The organism is Flavobacterium flevense (genome assembly GCF_900142775.1).
GTDB lineage: Bacteria > Bacteroidota > Bacteroidia > Flavobacteriales > Flavobacteriaceae > Flavobacterium > Flavobacterium flevense.
Genome location: NZ_FRCC01000001.1, coordinates 24092 through 41491 on the forward strand (window position 1 = coordinate 24092; position 17400 = coordinate 41491).

Genomic DNA, 17400 nt, shown 5'->3' on the forward strand with positions numbered 1-17400 from the left:
AGTTTTTGTATCTTCTAATGTGGAAAAGAAGTTCAGATAAGTTCATTTTCATTTATGAAAATGAAAATCTGCGGCAATTCTTAAACTCATAGATTAAAAAAATAATTAGTATCCGATAACAACTATCGGGATCGTGGTGAATTTATTAACCGCAAAGTTCGCCAGGATTTACGCAAAGAACACAAAGCTTAGCGAACTTTGCGCAAACTTTATGTCTTTGCGGTAAAATCAAAAATTATAATCCTTACTTTTGAACCTTCAATTCACGACTAAAAAAGCGCTTTCTTTTATGGAAATTCAACATCATTTTTCTTTAAAAAACTACAATACTTTTGGCATTGAAGCCAAAGCCAGACAATTTGTTGCTGTTCACAGCGTAGCCGAATTGAAAACGGTTTTAGAGCAAAATTCTTCTGAAAAAAAGTTCATTTTGGGCGGCGGCAGCAATATGTTACTGACAAAGGATATTGATGCATTGGTGATTCATATTGATTTAAAAGGAAAAAAAATCATTAAGGAAGACGATGATTTTGTGTGGATTGAAAGTCAGGCAGGCGAAAACTGGCACGAATTTGTACTTTGGAACATTGAGCAAAATTTTGGCGGACTGGAAAATATGTCGCTAATTCCCGGAAATGTGGGTACAACTCCTGTTCAGAACATTGGTGCTTATGGCGCCGAAATCAAAGATACTTTTGTTTCCTGTGATGCCATACATATCGAAACGCAGAAAATGAGAACCTTTACGAATGCCGAATGTCGTTTTGGATACCGCGAAAGTATCTTTAAACACGAAGCAAAAGACCAATATATTATCACTTCGGTGGTTTTTAAACTAACTAAACGTAATCATAAAATCAATACTTCTTACGGAGATATTTTAGCCGAATTAGAGAAGAAAAATCCCGAAGGCTCGGGACTAAATCCTGGGTTGAAAGACGTAAGCAATGCCGTAATTGCTATCCGACAAAGTAAATTACCGGATCCTAAAGAACTGGGAAACAGCGGTAGTTTTTTTAAAAATCCTATAGTTTTAAAAAGTGATTTTGAAGCCATTCATAAAAAATTTCCGGAGATGAAATTCTATGAAGTTTCGGCTACTGAAGTGAAAGTTCCTGCGGGTTGGCTTATTGAACAAGCCGGGTTTAAAGGGAAGCGTTTTGGTGATGCCGGAATTCATAAAAATCAGGCTTTGGTTTTAGTCAACTACGGCAATGCAACAGGACAGGAAATTCTGGCTGTTTCTAAGGATATTCAAAATACTGTTTTTGAGACTTTTGGCATTAAAATTGAAGCCGAAGTAAACGTGATTTAAGTCGAAAAATCCACTTGAAAATTTTCTTTTAAAATTCATATTTTATCATTTACAATTCCTAATTGTATTCTTACCTTTGCAGTCGATTAAAAACTCTTAAACTCCAATGCTTATACTGATTCTTTACTTTTTTATTGCTATTGTTGCTATTCAAATTGCGTATTATTTAGGTGTTTTTGGGAAATTTGCTTTCGCCAAAGCGCAAAAAATAACACCCAAGAAAATAGCTGTTTCGGTTATCGTTTGTGCTAAAAATGAAGAAGAAAATGTAGCTAAATATGTTCCGCTTCTGGCAGAGCAAAACTACCCTGATTTTGAGATTGTTTTAATCGATGATGCATCGAGCGATAATACATTAGAACTTTTTGAAGCATTCGAACAACAATATTCTAACATTCGTCTCGTTAAGGTAAAAAACAACGAAGCGTTTTGGGGAAATAAAAAATATGCACTGACCTTAGGTATCAAAGCTGCCAAAAAGGAATATTTACTTTTCACTGACGCAGATTGTTTTCCAACATCTAAAGATTGGATTACTGCTATGAGTTCACAATTTACATTACATAAAACAATTGTTTTGGGCTATGGAGGCTATGAAAAAATTGCCAACTCCTTCCTGAATAAGATTGTTCGTTTTGAAACCGTACTTACTGCTGTACAGTATTTTTCATGGGCAAAAATAGGGCATCCATATATGGGTGTGGGTCGAAATTTAGCCTATAAAAAAGAAGAATTCTTTAATGTAAATGGTTTTATCAATCATATTCAGGTGCGTTCAGGCGATGATGACTTGTTTATTAATGAGGCGGCCAACAGAAAAAACACAACAATAGCCTACACTCCGGAGAGTTTTACCTATTCGGCACCAAAAACCACTTATAAAGACTGGTTTACCCAAAAAAGAAGGCATGTAGCCACGGCAAAGCATTATAAAATGATCGATCAGTTGCAACTGGGTCTATTTTTCAGTTCGCAGTTGTTGTTTCTTATTCTGGCAATCGTACTATTGGCATTCCAGTTTCAATGGATTTTAGTATTGAGTCTGGTAGGTTTAAGGTATTTATGTGCGTGGACTACCATTGGTTTTTCGGCTGGAAAATTAAAAGAAAAAGATCTTAAATTTTGGTTTCCAATAGTCGAAATTGCACTTGTTTTCACACAACTTAATGTGTTCTTTACTAATATTTTTTCAAAACCGGTCAATTGGAAATAAGTAACCAAATAGAAAAAGCAAAACAAGGAGACCAGACGGCCTTTACTTTTCTGTTGAATCATTACTGGAGTGAAGTTTACGGATTCATGCTCAAACGCACCGAAAACGAAACTAACGCCGAAGATATTACCATTGAAACTTTCTCAAAAGCTTTTGACAAAATAGCGACTTATAACCCTGAATTTCAGTTCAACACCTGGCTTATTGCTATTGCAAAGAATGTCTATATTGATATGCTTCGCAAAAAAAGATCGAGTCTTTTTGTGGAAACTACCGAACAGGAAGACCAGAAAGCATACAATATTGCCGATACTACTCCGTCTAAAGAAGACGAATTGATTACCGAGCAAAATCTGTCGCAATTGCTGCAATACATCAAAGAATTGAAACCTCATTATCAGGAAGTAATCCAACTGCGCTACTTTCAGGAAATGAGTTATCAGGAAATAGCAAACAAAATTGACGAACCCCTCAACAACGTCAAAGTAAAACTCCTAAGAGCTAAGAAATTATTAGCGGAGATTATCGATAATAAGCGGTAAATTTTTATTTTTTTTAAACCATTAAGGGCATTAAGTTATATTAAGGTTTTCTTTTAGAGGTAAGAAAAGTTTTTATATTTGTAGAAATAGAAAACTTTCGTATAACATCCTATTTAGAACAAAACAGCGCACATTTATGCGTTTCTAAACGAGTTAGAAGTAATTATAAAAAACAAAGTATGGCAGAAGATTTTATTGATAGTGATATAGAAGATAGAAGAACTATCGAAGAAGATATTGAGAAATTTGGCTGTCATTTAATATTGATTGAGCCAGATAATTATTTACCTGGATTTGTTTATACGATTGGATTGTTTAAAAAATTCAATCATCCAGAAATTATTTGCTTTGGTTTAAGCAATAAAGTTTCTGCAGCAATCCTCAATCATGCTTGTGATCTAATTAAACAAGGCAAAACTTTGAACCCAAATGAACTGTATAAAGGATTTCTACAAAACTTCCCTATTCAATTTATTGAAGTTAAAAAAGAATTTTATGCCGACTACGTTGGATATTCAGGTTGGTATTATAATAATTTTGATTTTCCGATTTTACAATTGGTCTGGACAGATAAATCAAATCATTTTCCTTGGGAAGATAAATTTAATGCCGACTGGAAATTTAAACAACCGCTATTAGATCGAAGCACAGATTTCAAGTTTTATGAAGAACGCAATTTGGGAGTCTTTACAACTAAACAAGTCTTAGATGGTGAACCTATTCTATACGTATACCATAATGAAGATGGTGATTGGCAATTTTTTTCAACTTTAGACCCAAATTTAGAAGATGCTAAATTAGTTAGCTTACAAGAACTCAACAAATTAGACCCAACAATCAACGAAATTTATCATTTACAATTTGGCTTTAGAGCTTGGCGAGAAACAAAGGAAAATGATTGGGAATATGAAGATTACACAGAACCGGAAGAATAACACGACCGCTCAAATATATCAACACAACAATAGCGATTAAATACTTTCCGTGCCGACAGCAATCAGCAACTTTGTCGAGTTACTAAATGAGATTGCTTCCTTCGTCGCAATGACAGGATTGCGGATAATTATATTAAAAAATGAATTGGAACGGGCTTCAGCCCGTTTTAAAATTAGAATCTAAATTGGCTTTAGCCTAAACAATCTTGATTTTGCTAAAGCCAAATACATTTAACAAATAAATCCGTCCCATTCTAAAAAACGAGACGGATTTTTTAGTCTTTCACACATTAAAGACCTAATCGCAGGCTTGGGGTGCCTACGCTAATTCTTGTATTTACAGTACTCGGACTGTAGCTTCTTTGATAAGAAGGTCGTTCGTAACCGTAGTAATAATAGCCCGCATAAGTATAAAAAGCAGCATCATGGTGGCAATGCCCATCACAATGATAATAATGTTGACTATAAGCCTCTTTCTTGCTTGCTAAATAAGCACGATACGCTTTTTTATCTTTTTGTTTCAAAGCCTTTTCGTATGCTTTTTGTTCTTTCCAAAAAGATTTTTCCTCTTCTTTGGTTTTAGCAGTAAATGCTATTTCGAATTGAGCATCTTCTGCACCACGTTTTTGATAATAGGACATTTTATCAGTAGCAACATTTACATCTGTTTTACTTTTCACGCTGCCATTCTGTGCGTTGATTGCTAGGCTTCCTAAAAAAAGAAATACTATTATGGAGTGTATCGTTTTCATAATTTAATAATTAATAGTTTGTAGCACATTTTAGTAGTAAGACAACTATACTATTGTTTTCCCTACCTGCTCGACTATTTTTTATCAAAAAAATCTATTCAATCATTGGCTACAGCCAAAACAGAGAAACAAAACTCCAAGAAACGATACTTAGTATTTGATCTAATTATAAAATTTTCTCCCATTAATGTTGTTCTGTATATAATTTCAGGATGGGACAATGGTAAAAAAAAGAGGCTGACCTTATTAGCCAGCCCCTTATGATTTTTATTCTGAAGCAAAATCGACATTATATGTTTTCACTACACCATTATAATCAAACTTCACTATTGCTTTTCCAGTTAAGGAGACTGCTTGTTCAATACTAACCTTTACTTTAGGATTATTGGTAGAAGCAGAAACAACCGGTATTGTAGTTTTACCAGAAGGAATTTTATAATTTGCCTGATAGATATTGTAAGCTGTTATACCATTTTGATCTGTTGATCGTACTGGATTAGGAGCTAATTCTAATGCTTTTCCGTCTACAGAGATTTTTACTTCTGGTGCAATTGGACGAGAAACTTTTTTGTTTTTTGCGCTAAAACTCAAACCTATAAAATCAAAAAGTTGTTCTGACTCATTCCCTTCTGCCACTAAAAAAATAGCGTGTTTTTTGTCTAAACCATCGACAAATTTTGAAACATCTGCAGAAAAATCAGTAACTTCCTGTTTTGAGTTTTCCGGAACAATAATCTCTGCTATTTTTTTTCCTTTCCATGTTGCATTATCCCAAGGACCGTCTAACCAAACACTCACTTTGAATGATTTTTTTGTTTTTGGCGTTAGAAACAGATTAAATTTGGTATTATTTCCTTTTTTAGTTCCCGAGAATGCTTTTAAACCATCTTTATCATTTTTAAGTCCTCCAAAACCAAAATATTTATATCCTATAATGTGACCATTTTTTACTTTAGTAATAGGCATGTTATTATCCCAAATATCCCATGAATCTTGCTGAATACTATTATCAGAAAGATAACTGGCATAACCCGCAGAATAATATTGATAAGGATTAAGTCCGTAAATATGAAAACCTTCTGAAGTTACTTCAGCACCTTTATATTCTTTACCCTGACTATCTTTAGCTGACCAAATTTTATCCGGACTGTAAGGATCAAATCCTGTTATTGTAACAGTTCCACCTTCTGAAACAGCTTTATCATCCCAAGTTACCTTAACAGGGGCTACCATTGCTTGGCGTGCAAAACCAAATCCTCGGGGAGGTCTGTGATAAAACACATACCATTGTCCATTAATTTCCTGGATACTTCCATGAGTATTATGCCCAGCATTAGTCGTTACAATTGCTGTACCGTCTTGATTTAATACAGGAGCACGAGAATCAACTAAAACACCGCCACTTTTCCATGGTCCTAAAGGAGAATCTCCTATTACATAACGTAATGTAGAATTTGAACTACCCACACCATATTCTGGTCCTGAATAACCGCTGTAAATTGAAACATATTTATTCCCAACTTTTCGAATAGAAGAAGCTTCAAAAAAATTGAAAGTACCCAAATCTTCGCCGGAGTATATTGCAGGGAACTCAGTGCCTTTTGGATCTCTGGTTACTCCATATCTTAAACTAGCAGGTAAAAAACGCTCAATAATTTTAGTTCCTGGTCTAAGTGAGTACATGGTATTTTGATCTAATTCTGCAGCTGAAGATTTCTGAAATCCCCAATATCCATAAGCTCTAAATCCAATTTCATAATCTGGATCTTTAGGATCAGTAATATATTGAACATAAATAGCGGGATCAAAACCTAAGATACTACCTGGCAGAGTACGTTTTCCATCAGGAGTTAAGTTCACCGGAACAAATGGACCATCAGGACGGCTTCCTTTGGCTACCATTGCTTCTCTGTTTTGTCCGCGGCTATGCGGATACAGATAGTATTCTTTTTTTCCATCTTTTCTTTTTACCTCAACAAGATCAGGTGCATACATTACATCCCACTTTCCATCTACTTCATAAGTAAAAGCAGGTCCTTCATCACGCCAACTGCCCAGATTTTCTACTGGTGCCGACCAGATTCTGATGTCTGGTCCGCAATAACTTGTCATTCGTAAATCATGCGACCCAATAATGTAGGCACGGTATTTTCCTGGATTATCAGGATCTTCAAAAACTCTTGGTTCTCCATCAGGTAAATGTTCCCACAATGGAAGGTACGGATTTCCTATTGAGTTATGCACAAATCCTTTTTCTGATTTGTTGTTGGGATTGTTATTATTTTGTCCCGTGACCTTAGTTCCACAAAACAATAATCCCCATACACATACTAAAATTACACTTGTTTTTTTCATTAGCTTTTTTATGTATTTATTTAAAGTTTATTTTCTCTCTTAAAATAATTGTTATTTATATTCTCCTATTTCTTGTTATACAATACTTCTGTAGCAAAACATTTTATTTATACAATTAACCTCTTACCCAAGGCATTTTTCTCTTCAAATCATTAGCAATGATATCATCTAGTTTTCCAACTGGTTGTTTACAATCCGCAGGAATTGGTTTCTTACTAAACTTTTGAAAATAAAGACGACGTAAAAGTTCATACGTTCCATATAAAATGCCAAATTCAGTATTCGCTTGTATACCATTAGAAAGCAATTTAAAACTATTGAATGGTAACTTTCAGCTTTTTTAAAGCTTTTGCATCCGAACTATTACCGTATAATATTTCGTAATCACCTGAGGTAACAACGACTTTATTTTGTGCCGCATCAAAGAATTCAAAAGTAGAAGGCTTTAACGAAAGCGTCACTTGTTTTGACTTTCCAGATTCGACTTCCACACGTTTAAATTCTCTCATCGTTTTAAGTGGTCCATCAACATCATTTACTTTTCTAATATAAATCTGAACTACTTCTGCACCATTACGTTTACCCGTATTGGTTACCGGAATTGTAATAGCTACTGTTTCATTATTCTTAATTGTTGTTTTGCTTAGCTTGGCTTTACCAATAGTAAATTGAGTATAACTCAATCCAAAACCAAATGGATAAAGCGGATCAGACATAAATCGATACGTACGACCTTTCATAGAATAATCTTCAAAATCAGGTAATTGATTTATGTTTTTATAAAAAGTCACAGGAAGACGACCTGATGGATTGTAATCTCCAAAAAGGACATTGGCTACAGCCGTACCACCCGATTGACCTGGATACCATGCTTGTACAATAGCTTCACAAGACTCTGTTTCTGGAACCAATCCCATAGCTGAACCTGAAAAATTCACAAATACAACCTTTTTTCCAGCTGCTTTCAAGGCCTGAAGCATACGGCGTTGAATGGATGGAAGCTCAATATCCGTTCGATCACCCCCTTTGAAACCTGGAATTGTTACACGCATTTCCTCACCTTCAAGAGAGGGAGCAATACCGCCAGCAAAAATTACAATATCAGCATCTTTTACTTTAGCAATACTAGCCGATAAATCTACTGGTACTAAATATCCAAAGTCAAAATTCAATGCAGCATCGCCATTCCTCTGAGAAAATAAAATTTCAATAGTATATGATTTTCCAGCCTCGGCTTTTAAGGTATAAACATTAGTAGTATTGTTTGCAAAAATATTTTTTACGACTAATTCGTCATTAATAGTTAAACTAGTTCTTCCATTAGTTTGAAACTGGAATGCTACATCACCTGATTTAGTAGGCTTAAATACTGTTTTATAACGTGCAGAAAAATTTTTAATATTAACACCCGCAGCGAAAGCAGTAGCTCCCAGGGTTGTTAAATGAAACGGTGAAGAAATTACTTCTGTTGCAACTGGTTCTCCTTCTGGTGTAATAGTATTCCAATACTGAGCAACAAATCCTTTTTTTCCATTCATACTAGATTCAGAAAAAAGACTATTTACAGCAACATCATTCGTGCGATCGCATCCCCATTCATAAATCAGTTGAGACTCCGGTAAAGTTTTACGCACCGCTTCTAACAAAGTAACCGTATGAGCAGGGAATCCATTGTAATTTCCCCATTGCATTATGGAGTCTTTTGCATTTGGCCCCATAACAGCAATTTTCAACTTTTTATTCAAAGGCAGGATATTATTTTTGTTTTGCAACAATACGATACTTTCTTCCGCCATACGAAGTGCTAAAGCTTGGTGTTCTTTACTATTCACTACCGAATAAGGAATATCCCAAACTGGTTTATCATTCATTTCACCCAACTCAAAACGTGCTTTAAGTAATCTTAATAAAGAAACATCAATACGCTTTTCATCCACCAATCCTGTTTTAACTGCCTCCGGTAAATTTCGGAAATCACTGCCACATTCTAAATCAGTACCGTTTAAAACAGCATTTGCAGCTGCATGGGTTGCGTCTGGTTGCGTAGCATGTGCATTGGTTTGATAAAAATCAGAAATAGCCCAACAATCTGATACTACTAATCCATCGTAACCCCAATCATTACGAAGTATTTGTGTCAACAAACGATTACTTCCGCAACAAGGTTCTCCTTCAAAACTATTGTAAGCACACATAACTTCTTTTACATTCGCTTTTTGTACTAAATCTTTAAAAGCGGGTAAATAAGTTTCCCATAAATCACGTGGTTTAATGTTTTCTGCATTAAAAGAATGTCTGTTCCATTCTGGACCTGAATGAACAGCAAAATGTTTTGCACAAGCATGCAACTTATCATATTCACCATCTTCAGGGCCTTGCAAAGCTTTTACTACAGCAACTCCCATTCGACTAGTCAAAAAAGGATCTTCTCCATAGGTCTCTTGTCCGCGTCCCCAACGAGGATCTCGAAAAATATTTACGTTTGGTGTCCAGTAAGTCAAGCCTTGGTAACGCTTTAAACCTCCTTGTTCACTGAATTTATTCGATTTAGCTCTTGCTTCATCTGCCACAGCGGTAAAAGCATCAAATAGTAAAACGTCATTAAATGATGCAGCCATACCAATAGCTTGCGGAAAAACAGTTGCTAATCCTGCACGTCCCACACCGTGTAAAGCTTCATTCCACCATTCATATGCTTTGATTCCTAACCTTGGAATAGCAGGAGAATTATTTTGCATTAATGCTGCTTTTTCTTCTAGTGTAACACGAGATAGTAAATCTTTTGCCCTAGCATCAGCACTTAATTTTGTGTTTTGATACGGATACGGTTGCCCCAATAAACTCGCAGTAAATAAAAAACTTACAAAGCAAAGGAATAGTTTTTTCATATATATTTATTTCAATTATTGCTGTTTTAAAGAAATAAACAAAAATATACAAAAAACACAACCGATTGTGTTGTTTTTTATATTATCTAAAAAATAAATAAAATTTTAATTCCGATAATGAAATTAAAAATGGAATTTTTAAAATTCCGCTTAAAAAAGCAATTTGACTCAACTCATTATATAACAGCATCTTATTAAAAATTAGTAATACCTCTTTAGATAAATTTAATTATTCTACGACTAAATCATTCTTGAAAGGAGAGGACAAATATTTTACTAAAAAAAACAAAAAAATAGTACAGAAATTACATCTAAATTTTGTACCTTAATCGTTCTAAATAAAAATACCACATACGCATACGATTTAACTGAAATCTTTAACCCATTAAATCAATATCTTATGTCACAACACAGCCTTTATGAAAGTAACTGGATTAATCTGGTTTTCGAAAACAGAAACAAAGAGTACGGTGCCTTTCAACTGCGTCAGGAAACCACCAGAACTTCTTTTAACGCTCTTTTTATTGGTATTTTAGTATGTTCCTCACTAATTATTTTACCCAATTTACTGCTTCACCCAAAAGAAATTACCGTTCCCACAAAAGAGGACTGGACAGAAACCATTGTTCAGCTTCAAGACATTTATCAGGCTGAACCGCAAGCTCCTGCTGCTCCTGCACTTCCTGAAATCGAGAGACAAACTCCTACTGAAGCAATCGAAACCAAACAACTAATTGATCCGATAGTGGTAAGTGCTTCACAAGCGACGCCCGATATTGAATTTACCAAGGAAAAAACCAATCCTGTGGACACCACCAAAGACGGAATGGGTGCTCCGGGACTCAGCACCGGAACAGGCGAAGGTGTACTGAATGGAAGCAGTGATGGAACAGGCATAGGAACCGGAACTTCCAATACTAATGGTAACGAACTGGTTATTAACGAAGTCTTAGATAAAAAACCATTATTTCCGGGAGGAATAGAAAAATTCTACCGCTATGTGGGAAACAATTTCAGAAGCCCAATGCTGGACGAAAGTAAAAACGTACGCATTTTTGTTTCTTTTGTGGTAGAAAAAGACGGTAGCATGAGCAACATAAAAGTAATTAACAAACCGGGTCAGGCACTAGAAAAAGAAGCGATCCGTGTATTGCAATCTATAAAAACCAAATGGTCTCCGGGGATATTGAATTCAAAACCAGTGAGAACGGCTTATAATTTACCTATTGTTGTACAAATTAATTAAAAGCAACTTATATAAAAACTCAAAGCAGCTCCAAAGGCTGCTTTTTTTTTTGGAGCTAACTTTTCAATTTGCCACAGATTAAAAACCTTTGAACTGTCATTTTTATAACAAATCCTGTTGAAAGCTTCGACAATTAAAACACTGCATTTTAAATCAAGTTTCCGTATCTTTGTAGCCTTAAAATTGATTTATGGAAACTGTTTTAGATACTACTACACCGGTTGCTACTCCAGCCACAGCTAAACCAAAATGGTTAAAAGTAAAACTACCAATCGGGAAAAAATATACAGAACTTCGCGGCTTAGTTGATAAATATAGCCTAAACACCATTTGTACCTCAGGAAGCTGTCCTAATATGGGCGAATGCTGGGGCGAAGGTACGGCCACTTTTATGATTCTGGGAAACACCTGTACCCGTTCTTGCGGTTTTTGTGGTGTAAAAACGGGGCGTCCGGAAACGGTAGACTGGGATGAACCTGAAAAAGTAGCACGTTCCATCAAAATCATGAATATCAAGCATGCTGTAATTACCAGTGTGGACAGAGATGATTTGAAAGATGGTGGTTCCATTATTTGGATAGAAACTGTAAAAGCCATCCGCAGAATGAACCCAACTACGACTCTTGAAACTTTAATTCCCGATTTTCAGGGAATTGAAAGAAACATAGACCGTATTGTTGCTGCTAATCCGGAAGTGGTTTCGCATAATATGGAAACCGTTCGCCGATTGACCCGTGAAGTACGTATTCAGGCCAAATATGACCGTAGTCTGGAAGTTTTGCGTTACTTAAAAGAAAAAGGAATCAACAGAACCAAATCCGGGATTATGTTAGGTCTTGGTGAACAGGAAGAAGAAGTTTTCCAGACCATGAGGGATCTTCGCGCTGCTAATGTTGATGTAGTTACTATTGGCCAATATTTACAACCCAGTAAAAAACATTTGCCCGTTAAGGAATTTATCACACCTGAACAATTTGCTAAATACGAGCAATTTGGATTGGAATTAGGTTTCCGTCATGTTGAAAGTGGTCCCTTAGTTCGTTCCTCTTATAAAGCACAAAAACACATATTATAATAAAATCTATTTGGTTATTCGGTTATTTGGATAGCGATTAACCAATAAACGAATAACCAAATAAACAACATAATTGAAAACAAGAATTGCCATCAATGGCTTTGGTCGAATTGGCCGAAACCTTTTCCGTCTGCTTTTAAACCATCCTGAAATAGAAGTTGTCGCAATAAATGATATTGCCGATACTAAGACTATGGCACATTTAATCAAATACGACAGCATACACGGTGTTTTGCCCCAAACGGTAATTGCCGATGAAAAAGGATTTAGCATTGATGGAATACATTATTTATTTTTCCACGAAAAAAGTATTTCTAATCTTAATTGGAAAGATTTAGATATTGATTTTGTGATTGAATCCACAGGAAAATACAAAACCCACGAAGATTTAAATCAGCATATTATTGCAGGAGCCAAAAAAGTAATTCTTTCCGCTCCTTCGGAAGTAGACACTATTAAAACAGTGGTTTTAGGCGTTAACGAACATATCCTGGACGGAACCGAAAAAATCATCTCTAATGCGAGTTGTACCACTAACAATGCCGCGCCGATGATTAAAATAATTGATCAGCTTTGCGGAATTGAGCAAGCGTACATCACTACTATTCACTCTTTTACCACTGATCAGAGCTTACACGACCAGCCACACAAGGATTTAAGAAGAGCCAGAGGTGCCAGCCAGTCTATTGTTCCAACAACTACAGGGGCAGCTAAGGCATTAACAAAAATTTTTCCTATCTTAGAGGGCAAAATTGGAGGATGTGGTATTCGTGTTCCTGTTCCTGATGGCTCGCTAACTGACATTACTTTTAATGTAAAGACAGCGGTTTCCATTGCAGAAATCAATGAAGCTTTTAAATTAGCTTCGGAAAATGAACTTAAAGGAATACTGGATTACACCGAAGACCCAATCGTATCAGTAGATATTATAGGAAATAGAAACTCCTGCTTATTTGACGCTCAGCTAACTTCTGTTATTGACAAAATGGTAAAAGTAGTAGGCTGGTATGATAACGAAATAGGATATTCGTCCCGTTTGATTGATTTAATACTTTTGACCAAACCCTAATTGACTAAATGAAATTGAAAATCAAATTCTACCTGATTTTATTTATTTTATTTAATTTGTCTCTGTATTCTCAAAAAGAAGTAACAGACAGCATTAGCTATTACAACACTCAGGCAAATGCGAATATCAAAGCTAACAATTACAAAGAGGTTTTCCTGTACACTCAGAAAGCGATCAATTATGCTGAGGAACATTCGAAAATAAAAGAGCAGGCAGCCCAGACAGCTAAATTGGGCCGATTGTATTACAGTCTGAAAAAATATGATGATGCTGTCGAAAAACTAACCGAAAGCATCAACTTATTTAAATCTTTAAGTCCGTCAGCCGAATATGCTAAAGCCTACTATTTTCTGGGATTAGCTTACATTCAAAAAAATAATTTTAGTGCTGCAGAAATTTGCATTAGCAAGACAAGTGCCATTTCTAAAGCAATTGAGCTCAATGACAACAACGAATCAATCCTGCTGCAAAAAGCTATTATTTACAAGGCTAATCAAAAATATGATAAAGCGGCAAGTATTTTAAACAGTATCATTTCCAAACCTGACAAACCAGGAATTTTAGATACAAAAGCGGAGGCTTTATACCAAATGGGTTTGATTGAAGAACACAACAATCGAAATAATTTAGCCTTAAACTATTTCAACAAAGCCTTGAATTTAAATGCTAAAAACGAAAACTTAGATCAAAAATCGAATATTTTACTCGCTATTAGTACCGCTTACGAAAAAATGCTGGATAAAAGCAATGCGTATGCTTATCTAAAACTACATCTGAATTTAAAGGAAAGTATTGCTATAGCGAATAATGAAAAACTTGGCATAAATGACTATGAAGCCTTCAAAGAAAAACAAAGAGAGCAAAATCTGATTCGTTTAAACAAACAGAAACAGGAAGAAGAAAAAACTAAAAATTTCTCAAGACTCATTAATTATCTATCCATTGCGTTGATAGTGATTTTATCATTATTAAGTTTCTCCCTTTACAGAAACAATATCATTCGAAAAAAGTCAAACCTGCTGTTAACCGAAAAGAATAATGAGCTTGTAAAAGCGAAAGAAAAAGCAGAAAAAGCTTCTAATGCCCGGGCTGATTTTCTATCTATTGTAAGTCATGAATTAAGAACACCCTTAAACGCCATCAACGGAATTACGCATTTATTACTGGAAGAAAATCCTAAAAAAACGCAATTGCATTACCTTAGTTCCTTACAATATTCCGGAAACTATCTAACTGCTTTTATCAATGATATTTTAGAAATTAATAAAATTGATTCTAACAAAATAGAATTAGAACATATTGATTTTGACATCAAACAATTACTGGAGGATCTTCAAAATTCCTTACTGGAATTAGCCACAAAAAATAAAAATGCTTTTGTATTTGACATTGACCCCAATATTCCAAATAATTTAATTGGCGATCCTATTAAATTATCTCAGATATTCATGAATTTAATCAATAATGCATTAAAATTTACCAAAAACGGAAAAGTAACCCTTACAGCAAAACTACAGTCCATTCAGGATGAAAAAGCAGTATTATACTTTGAAATAACGGATACCGGAATAGGAATTCCGGAAGAAAAACTTAAAACTGTTTTTGAGAGTTTTTCTCAGGGTTCCACAGAAATCAACAGAAAATATGGCGGAACCGGTTTAGGACTCACTATTGTAAAAAAACTTTTAAAAGTGCTGGGTAGCGATATTCATTTAAAAAGCACACTGGGCGAAGGTTCCGTGTTTTCGTTCGAATTAGCCTTAGCTGTCAACAATAATCAAACTCCTGTAGAACCAAAACAACAAATTCCATTTGATATTTCGATAATAAAAGGCAAAAAGATTTTAGTGGTTGAAGACAACAAAATCAACCAAATGATTACTAAAAGAATGCTTGAAAACAAAGAAATCATTTGTGAACTCATTGACAATGGTGAAGATGCAATAGAAGCGGTCAAAAACCATAACTATGATTTAGTCCTTATGGACGTGCATTTACCGGGAATTAATGGAACGATTGCTACACAGGAAATCAGAAAGTTCAACAGCATAACGCCTATCATTGCCATGACTGCTATTTCATTGAATGAAAACAGAGCCATGCTTCTTTCCTACGGAATGAATGATGTCATCACCAAGCCTTTTATTCCGGATGATTTTTACATACTGCTTTGCAGATACCTCGCAGATTAATAATTCAGGATAAGCTCTTTAATGAGTTTTCGAACTTTAGGTTCGGCTTTTCGTGCGGCTTCTAAAACCTCATCATGAGAAATCGTATCAATACTTTCCTCATTTCCCATATCTGTAATTACAGAAACGCCAAAGGTTTCAACCTCCATGTGACGCGCTACAATAACCTCGGGAACAGTGGACATTCCCACACAGTCAGCACCCAGAATTTTGACCATTTTATATTCGGCCAGAGTCTCAAATGTGGGTCCTTGTAATCCCAGATAGATGCCGTCTTTGACTTCAATATTGTTTTTTTGTGCCAAATCTTTAGCCACAGCAATCATTTTTTTCGAATAAGGCTCACTCATATTGACGAACCTTGGTCCAAAACGTTCATCATTCTTTCCTCGCAAAGGATGTTCCGGAACCATATTAATATGATCGGTGATAAAAACAATATCACCTACTTTATAGTTAGGATTAACTCCGCCAGAAGCATTCGAAACAACCAGTTTTTGAACTCCTAAATATTTCATTACCCGCACCGGAAAAGTAACTTCCTGCATAGAATAACCTTCATAATAATGAAAACGTCCCTGCATAGCCACCACTTTTTTGGTTCCGATGGTTCCAAAAACTAGAGCTCCTTTATGCCCTTCGACAGTAGAAACAGGAAAATTAGGAATTTCGGTATAGGGCAAAGTGAATTCTATTTGAATATCTGCTGTAAAACTCCCTAATCCTGAACCCAGAATCACTCCATATTCCGGAGTAAAATGGGTTTTCTCTTTTATAAAACTAACTGTTTCCTGTACTAGCTCCCACATAATTTTTTATTGTTTTATCAAATTGATCTCCCGAAGTTTCGGGACTGGAAAGAAATGAACTTTGTATGGGTAAGTAAAAAAGTTGCCCGTTAGGCACACTTCCTTTTAATCTTACATAATCTTTTTCGGTCGTAATAATAATCGAATCCTGAGCTTTAATAATAATTTCCCGGATATCATTTTCAGAAAAATGATGATGATCCGGATAAGTCAGACAAACATCATCAGGATTTTTTAAATAGGAGAAGAAAGATTCCGGCTTTGCTATTCCGGCCAAAAGTAACTTCTTTTCCTCCTTAATTTCACTTATTTCAATCTTGCTGTTTTCCGAATAAATACAGTTATCATAAGCAATAAAGCTAAAATATAATTCCTGATTTTTAGCCAGTTTAAGCTTGTTTTTTATCGAAAGTTGCTCCGCTTCAGAAAGATTGGGCGGACATTTAGTAACTACAACTACATCTGCTCTTTTTGCTCCGCTTCTGCTCTCTCTCAAATTTCCTGTGGGCAATATAAAATCCTGTGCATAAATATCACCATAAGCGGTCAATAAAATATAAAATCCTGCCTTTACTTTCCGGTGCTGAAAAGCATCATCAAGCAAAATAACTTCCGGTTTTTCAGACTGAGACAGCAATTGTTCGATACCGTTTTTTCTGTTGGCATCAACGGCAACCTGAATATTTGGGAATTTTTGATAAAACTGAAAAGGTTCATCGCCTAAAATTGCTGCATTGGCATTGGCATCAGCCAGAACAAAACCTTCGGACTGTCTTTTATATCCGCGACTTAAGGTTGCTATTTTATATTTTGGCGAAAGCAAACGAATTAAATATTCAATCTGCGGTGTTTTTCCGGTTCCGCCCACACTAAGATTTCCCACAGCAATTACAGGAATATCAAATGAATAAGATTTTAAAATGCCTTTATCAAAAAGAAAATTCCGAATACTGGTAATGAAACCATAGAGAATGGAAAAAGGGAAAAGTATTTTTCGAAGTACATTCAT

Annotated in this window: 13 protein-coding genes; 8 read left to right on the top strand and 5 right to left on the bottom strand. The window is 35.3% G+C overall.

What is annotated here, in order from left to right:
* The first annotated feature begins 250 nt into the window (after window positions 1–250).
* The 4 genes from murB to BUB89_RS00145 all read left to right on the top strand — a co-directional run bounded on the left by murB (window position 251) and on the right by BUB89_RS00145 (window position 4005).
* Window positions 251–1315: a UDP-N-acetylmuramate dehydrogenase gene (gene murB, locus BUB89_RS00130; RefSeq protein WP_255312580.1), complete on the top strand. Its 1065-nt coding sequence runs from the start codon at window positions 251–253 to the stop codon at window positions 1313–1315.
* A gap of 106 nt (window positions 1316–1421) precedes the next feature.
* On the top strand, window positions 1422–2528 hold the full coding sequence (locus BUB89_RS00135; protein ID WP_073240651.1) for a glycosyltransferase: 1107 nt from the start codon (window positions 1422–1424) through the stop codon (window positions 2526–2528).
* Complete coding sequence (locus tag BUB89_RS00140; protein ID WP_073240653.1) at window positions 2519–3070, top strand: RNA polymerase sigma factor; 552 nt, start codon at window positions 2519–2521, stop codon at window positions 3068–3070. The genes BUB89_RS00135 and BUB89_RS00140 overlap by 10 nt, the downstream gene beginning before the upstream one ends.
* A gap of 179 nt (window positions 3071–3249) precedes the next feature.
* Window positions 3250–4005, top strand: coding sequence for a DUF4262 domain-containing protein (locus BUB89_RS00145; protein ID WP_073240655.1), 756 nt, complete (start codon window positions 3250–3252; stop codon window positions 4003–4005).
* A gap of 290 nt (window positions 4006–4295) precedes the next feature.
* Here the strand turns inward: BUB89_RS00145 and BUB89_RS00150 are convergent, their stop codons facing one another.
* From BUB89_RS00150 to xyl3A, 3 genes are all read right to left on the bottom strand, one after another.
* Window positions 4296–4757 carry a hypothetical protein gene (locus BUB89_RS00150; RefSeq protein WP_073240657.1) on the bottom strand — a complete coding sequence of 154 codons (462 nt, stop codon included), beginning with the start codon at window positions 4755–4757 and terminating at the stop codon, window positions 4296–4298.
* A 267-nt stretch (window positions 4758–5024) separates the two neighbouring features.
* Window positions 5025–7112, bottom strand: a complete 2088-nt coding sequence (locus BUB89_RS00155) for a hypothetical protein (protein ID WP_073240660.1) — start codon at window positions 7110–7112, stop codon at window positions 5025–5027.
* A 314-nt stretch (window positions 7113–7426) separates the two neighbouring features.
* On the bottom strand, window positions 7427–10000 hold the full coding sequence (gene xyl3A, locus BUB89_RS00165; protein WP_073240664.1) for a xylan 1,4-beta-xylosidase: 2574 nt from the start codon (window positions 9998–10000) through the stop codon (window positions 7427–7429).
* A 400-nt stretch (window positions 10001–10400) separates the two neighbouring features.
* Here xyl3A and BUB89_RS00170 point away from each other — a divergent pair, with 400 nt between their 5' ends.
* The 4 genes from BUB89_RS00170 to BUB89_RS00185 all read left to right on the top strand — a co-directional run bounded on the left by BUB89_RS00170 (window position 10401) and on the right by BUB89_RS00185 (window position 15582).
* Complete coding sequence (locus tag BUB89_RS00170) at window positions 10401–11246, top strand: energy transducer TonB (protein WP_073240666.1); 846 nt, start codon at window positions 10401–10403, stop codon at window positions 11244–11246.
* 190 nt (window positions 11247–11436) lie between these two features.
* A complete protein-coding gene (gene lipA / locus BUB89_RS00175; RefSeq protein ID WP_073240668.1) occupies window positions 11437–12321 on the top strand; it encodes a lipoyl synthase in 885 nt (294 codons plus the stop codon).
* A gap of 73 nt (window positions 12322–12394) precedes the next feature.
* On the top strand, window positions 12395–13390 hold the full coding sequence (gene gap, locus BUB89_RS00180; RefSeq protein WP_073240670.1) for a type I glyceraldehyde-3-phosphate dehydrogenase: 996 nt from the start codon (window positions 12395–12397) through the stop codon (window positions 13388–13390).
* Window positions 13391–13398: 8 nt separating this feature from the next.
* Window positions 13399–15582: an ATP-binding protein gene (locus BUB89_RS00185; RefSeq protein WP_073240672.1), complete on the top strand. Its 2184-nt coding sequence runs from the start codon at window positions 13399–13401 to the stop codon at window positions 15580–15582.
* On the opposite strand, the gene BUB89_RS00190 is transcribed toward BUB89_RS00185, so the two are convergent.
* Together BUB89_RS00190 and lpxK are read right to left on the bottom strand one after the other, a co-directional pair.
* Window positions 15579–16391 carry a purine-nucleoside phosphorylase gene (locus tag BUB89_RS00190; protein ID WP_073240674.1) on the bottom strand — a complete coding sequence of 271 codons (813 nt, stop codon included), beginning with the start codon at window positions 16389–16391 and terminating at the stop codon, window positions 15579–15581. The two genes, BUB89_RS00185 and BUB89_RS00190, sit on opposite strands and share 4 nt — an antisense overlap.
* Entirely contained in the window at window positions 16363–17400 is a 1038-nt protein-coding gene (gene lpxK / locus BUB89_RS00195; protein ID WP_073240676.1) for a tetraacyldisaccharide 4'-kinase, read from the bottom strand. Before lpxK ends, BUB89_RS00190 begins: the two co-directional genes overlap by 29 nt.

Bases quoted from the DNA above. Each gene is read 5' to 3' on its own strand.
- BUB89_RS00135 (WP_073240651.1), top strand. From the start codon at position 1,422: ATGCTTATACTGATTCTTTACTTTTTTATTGCTATTGTTGCTATTCAA.
- BUB89_RS00145 (WP_073240655.1), top strand. From the start codon at position 3,250: ATGGCAGAAGATTTTATTGATAGTGATATAGAAGATAGAAGAACTATC.
- BUB89_RS00150 (WP_073240657.1), bottom strand. From the start codon at position 4,757: ATGAAAACGATACACTCCATAATAGTATTTCTTTTTTTAGGAAGCCTA.
- BUB89_RS00155 (WP_073240660.1), bottom strand. From the start codon at position 7,112: ATGAAAAAAACAAGTGTAATTTTAGTATGTGTATGGGGATTATTGTTT.
- xyl3A (WP_073240664.1), bottom strand. From the start codon at position 10,000: ATGAAAAAACTATTCCTTTGCTTTGTAAGTTTTTTATTTACTGCGAGT.
- BUB89_RS00170 (WP_073240666.1), top strand. From the start codon at position 10,401: ATGTCACAACACAGCCTTTATGAAAGTAACTGGATTAATCTGGTTTTC.
- lipA (WP_073240668.1), top strand. From the start codon at position 11,437: ATGGAAACTGTTTTAGATACTACTACACCGGTTGCTACTCCAGCCACA.
- BUB89_RS00185 (WP_073240672.1), top strand. From the start codon at position 13,399: ATGAAATTGAAAATCAAATTCTACCTGATTTTATTTATTTTATTTAAT.
- BUB89_RS00190 (WP_073240674.1), bottom strand. From the start codon at position 16,391: ATGTGGGAGCTAGTACAGGAAACAGTTAGTTTTATAAAAGAGAAAACC.
- lpxK (WP_073240676.1), bottom strand. From the start codon at position 17,400: ATGAATGTACTTCGAAAAATACTTTTCCCTTTTTCCATTCTCTATGGT.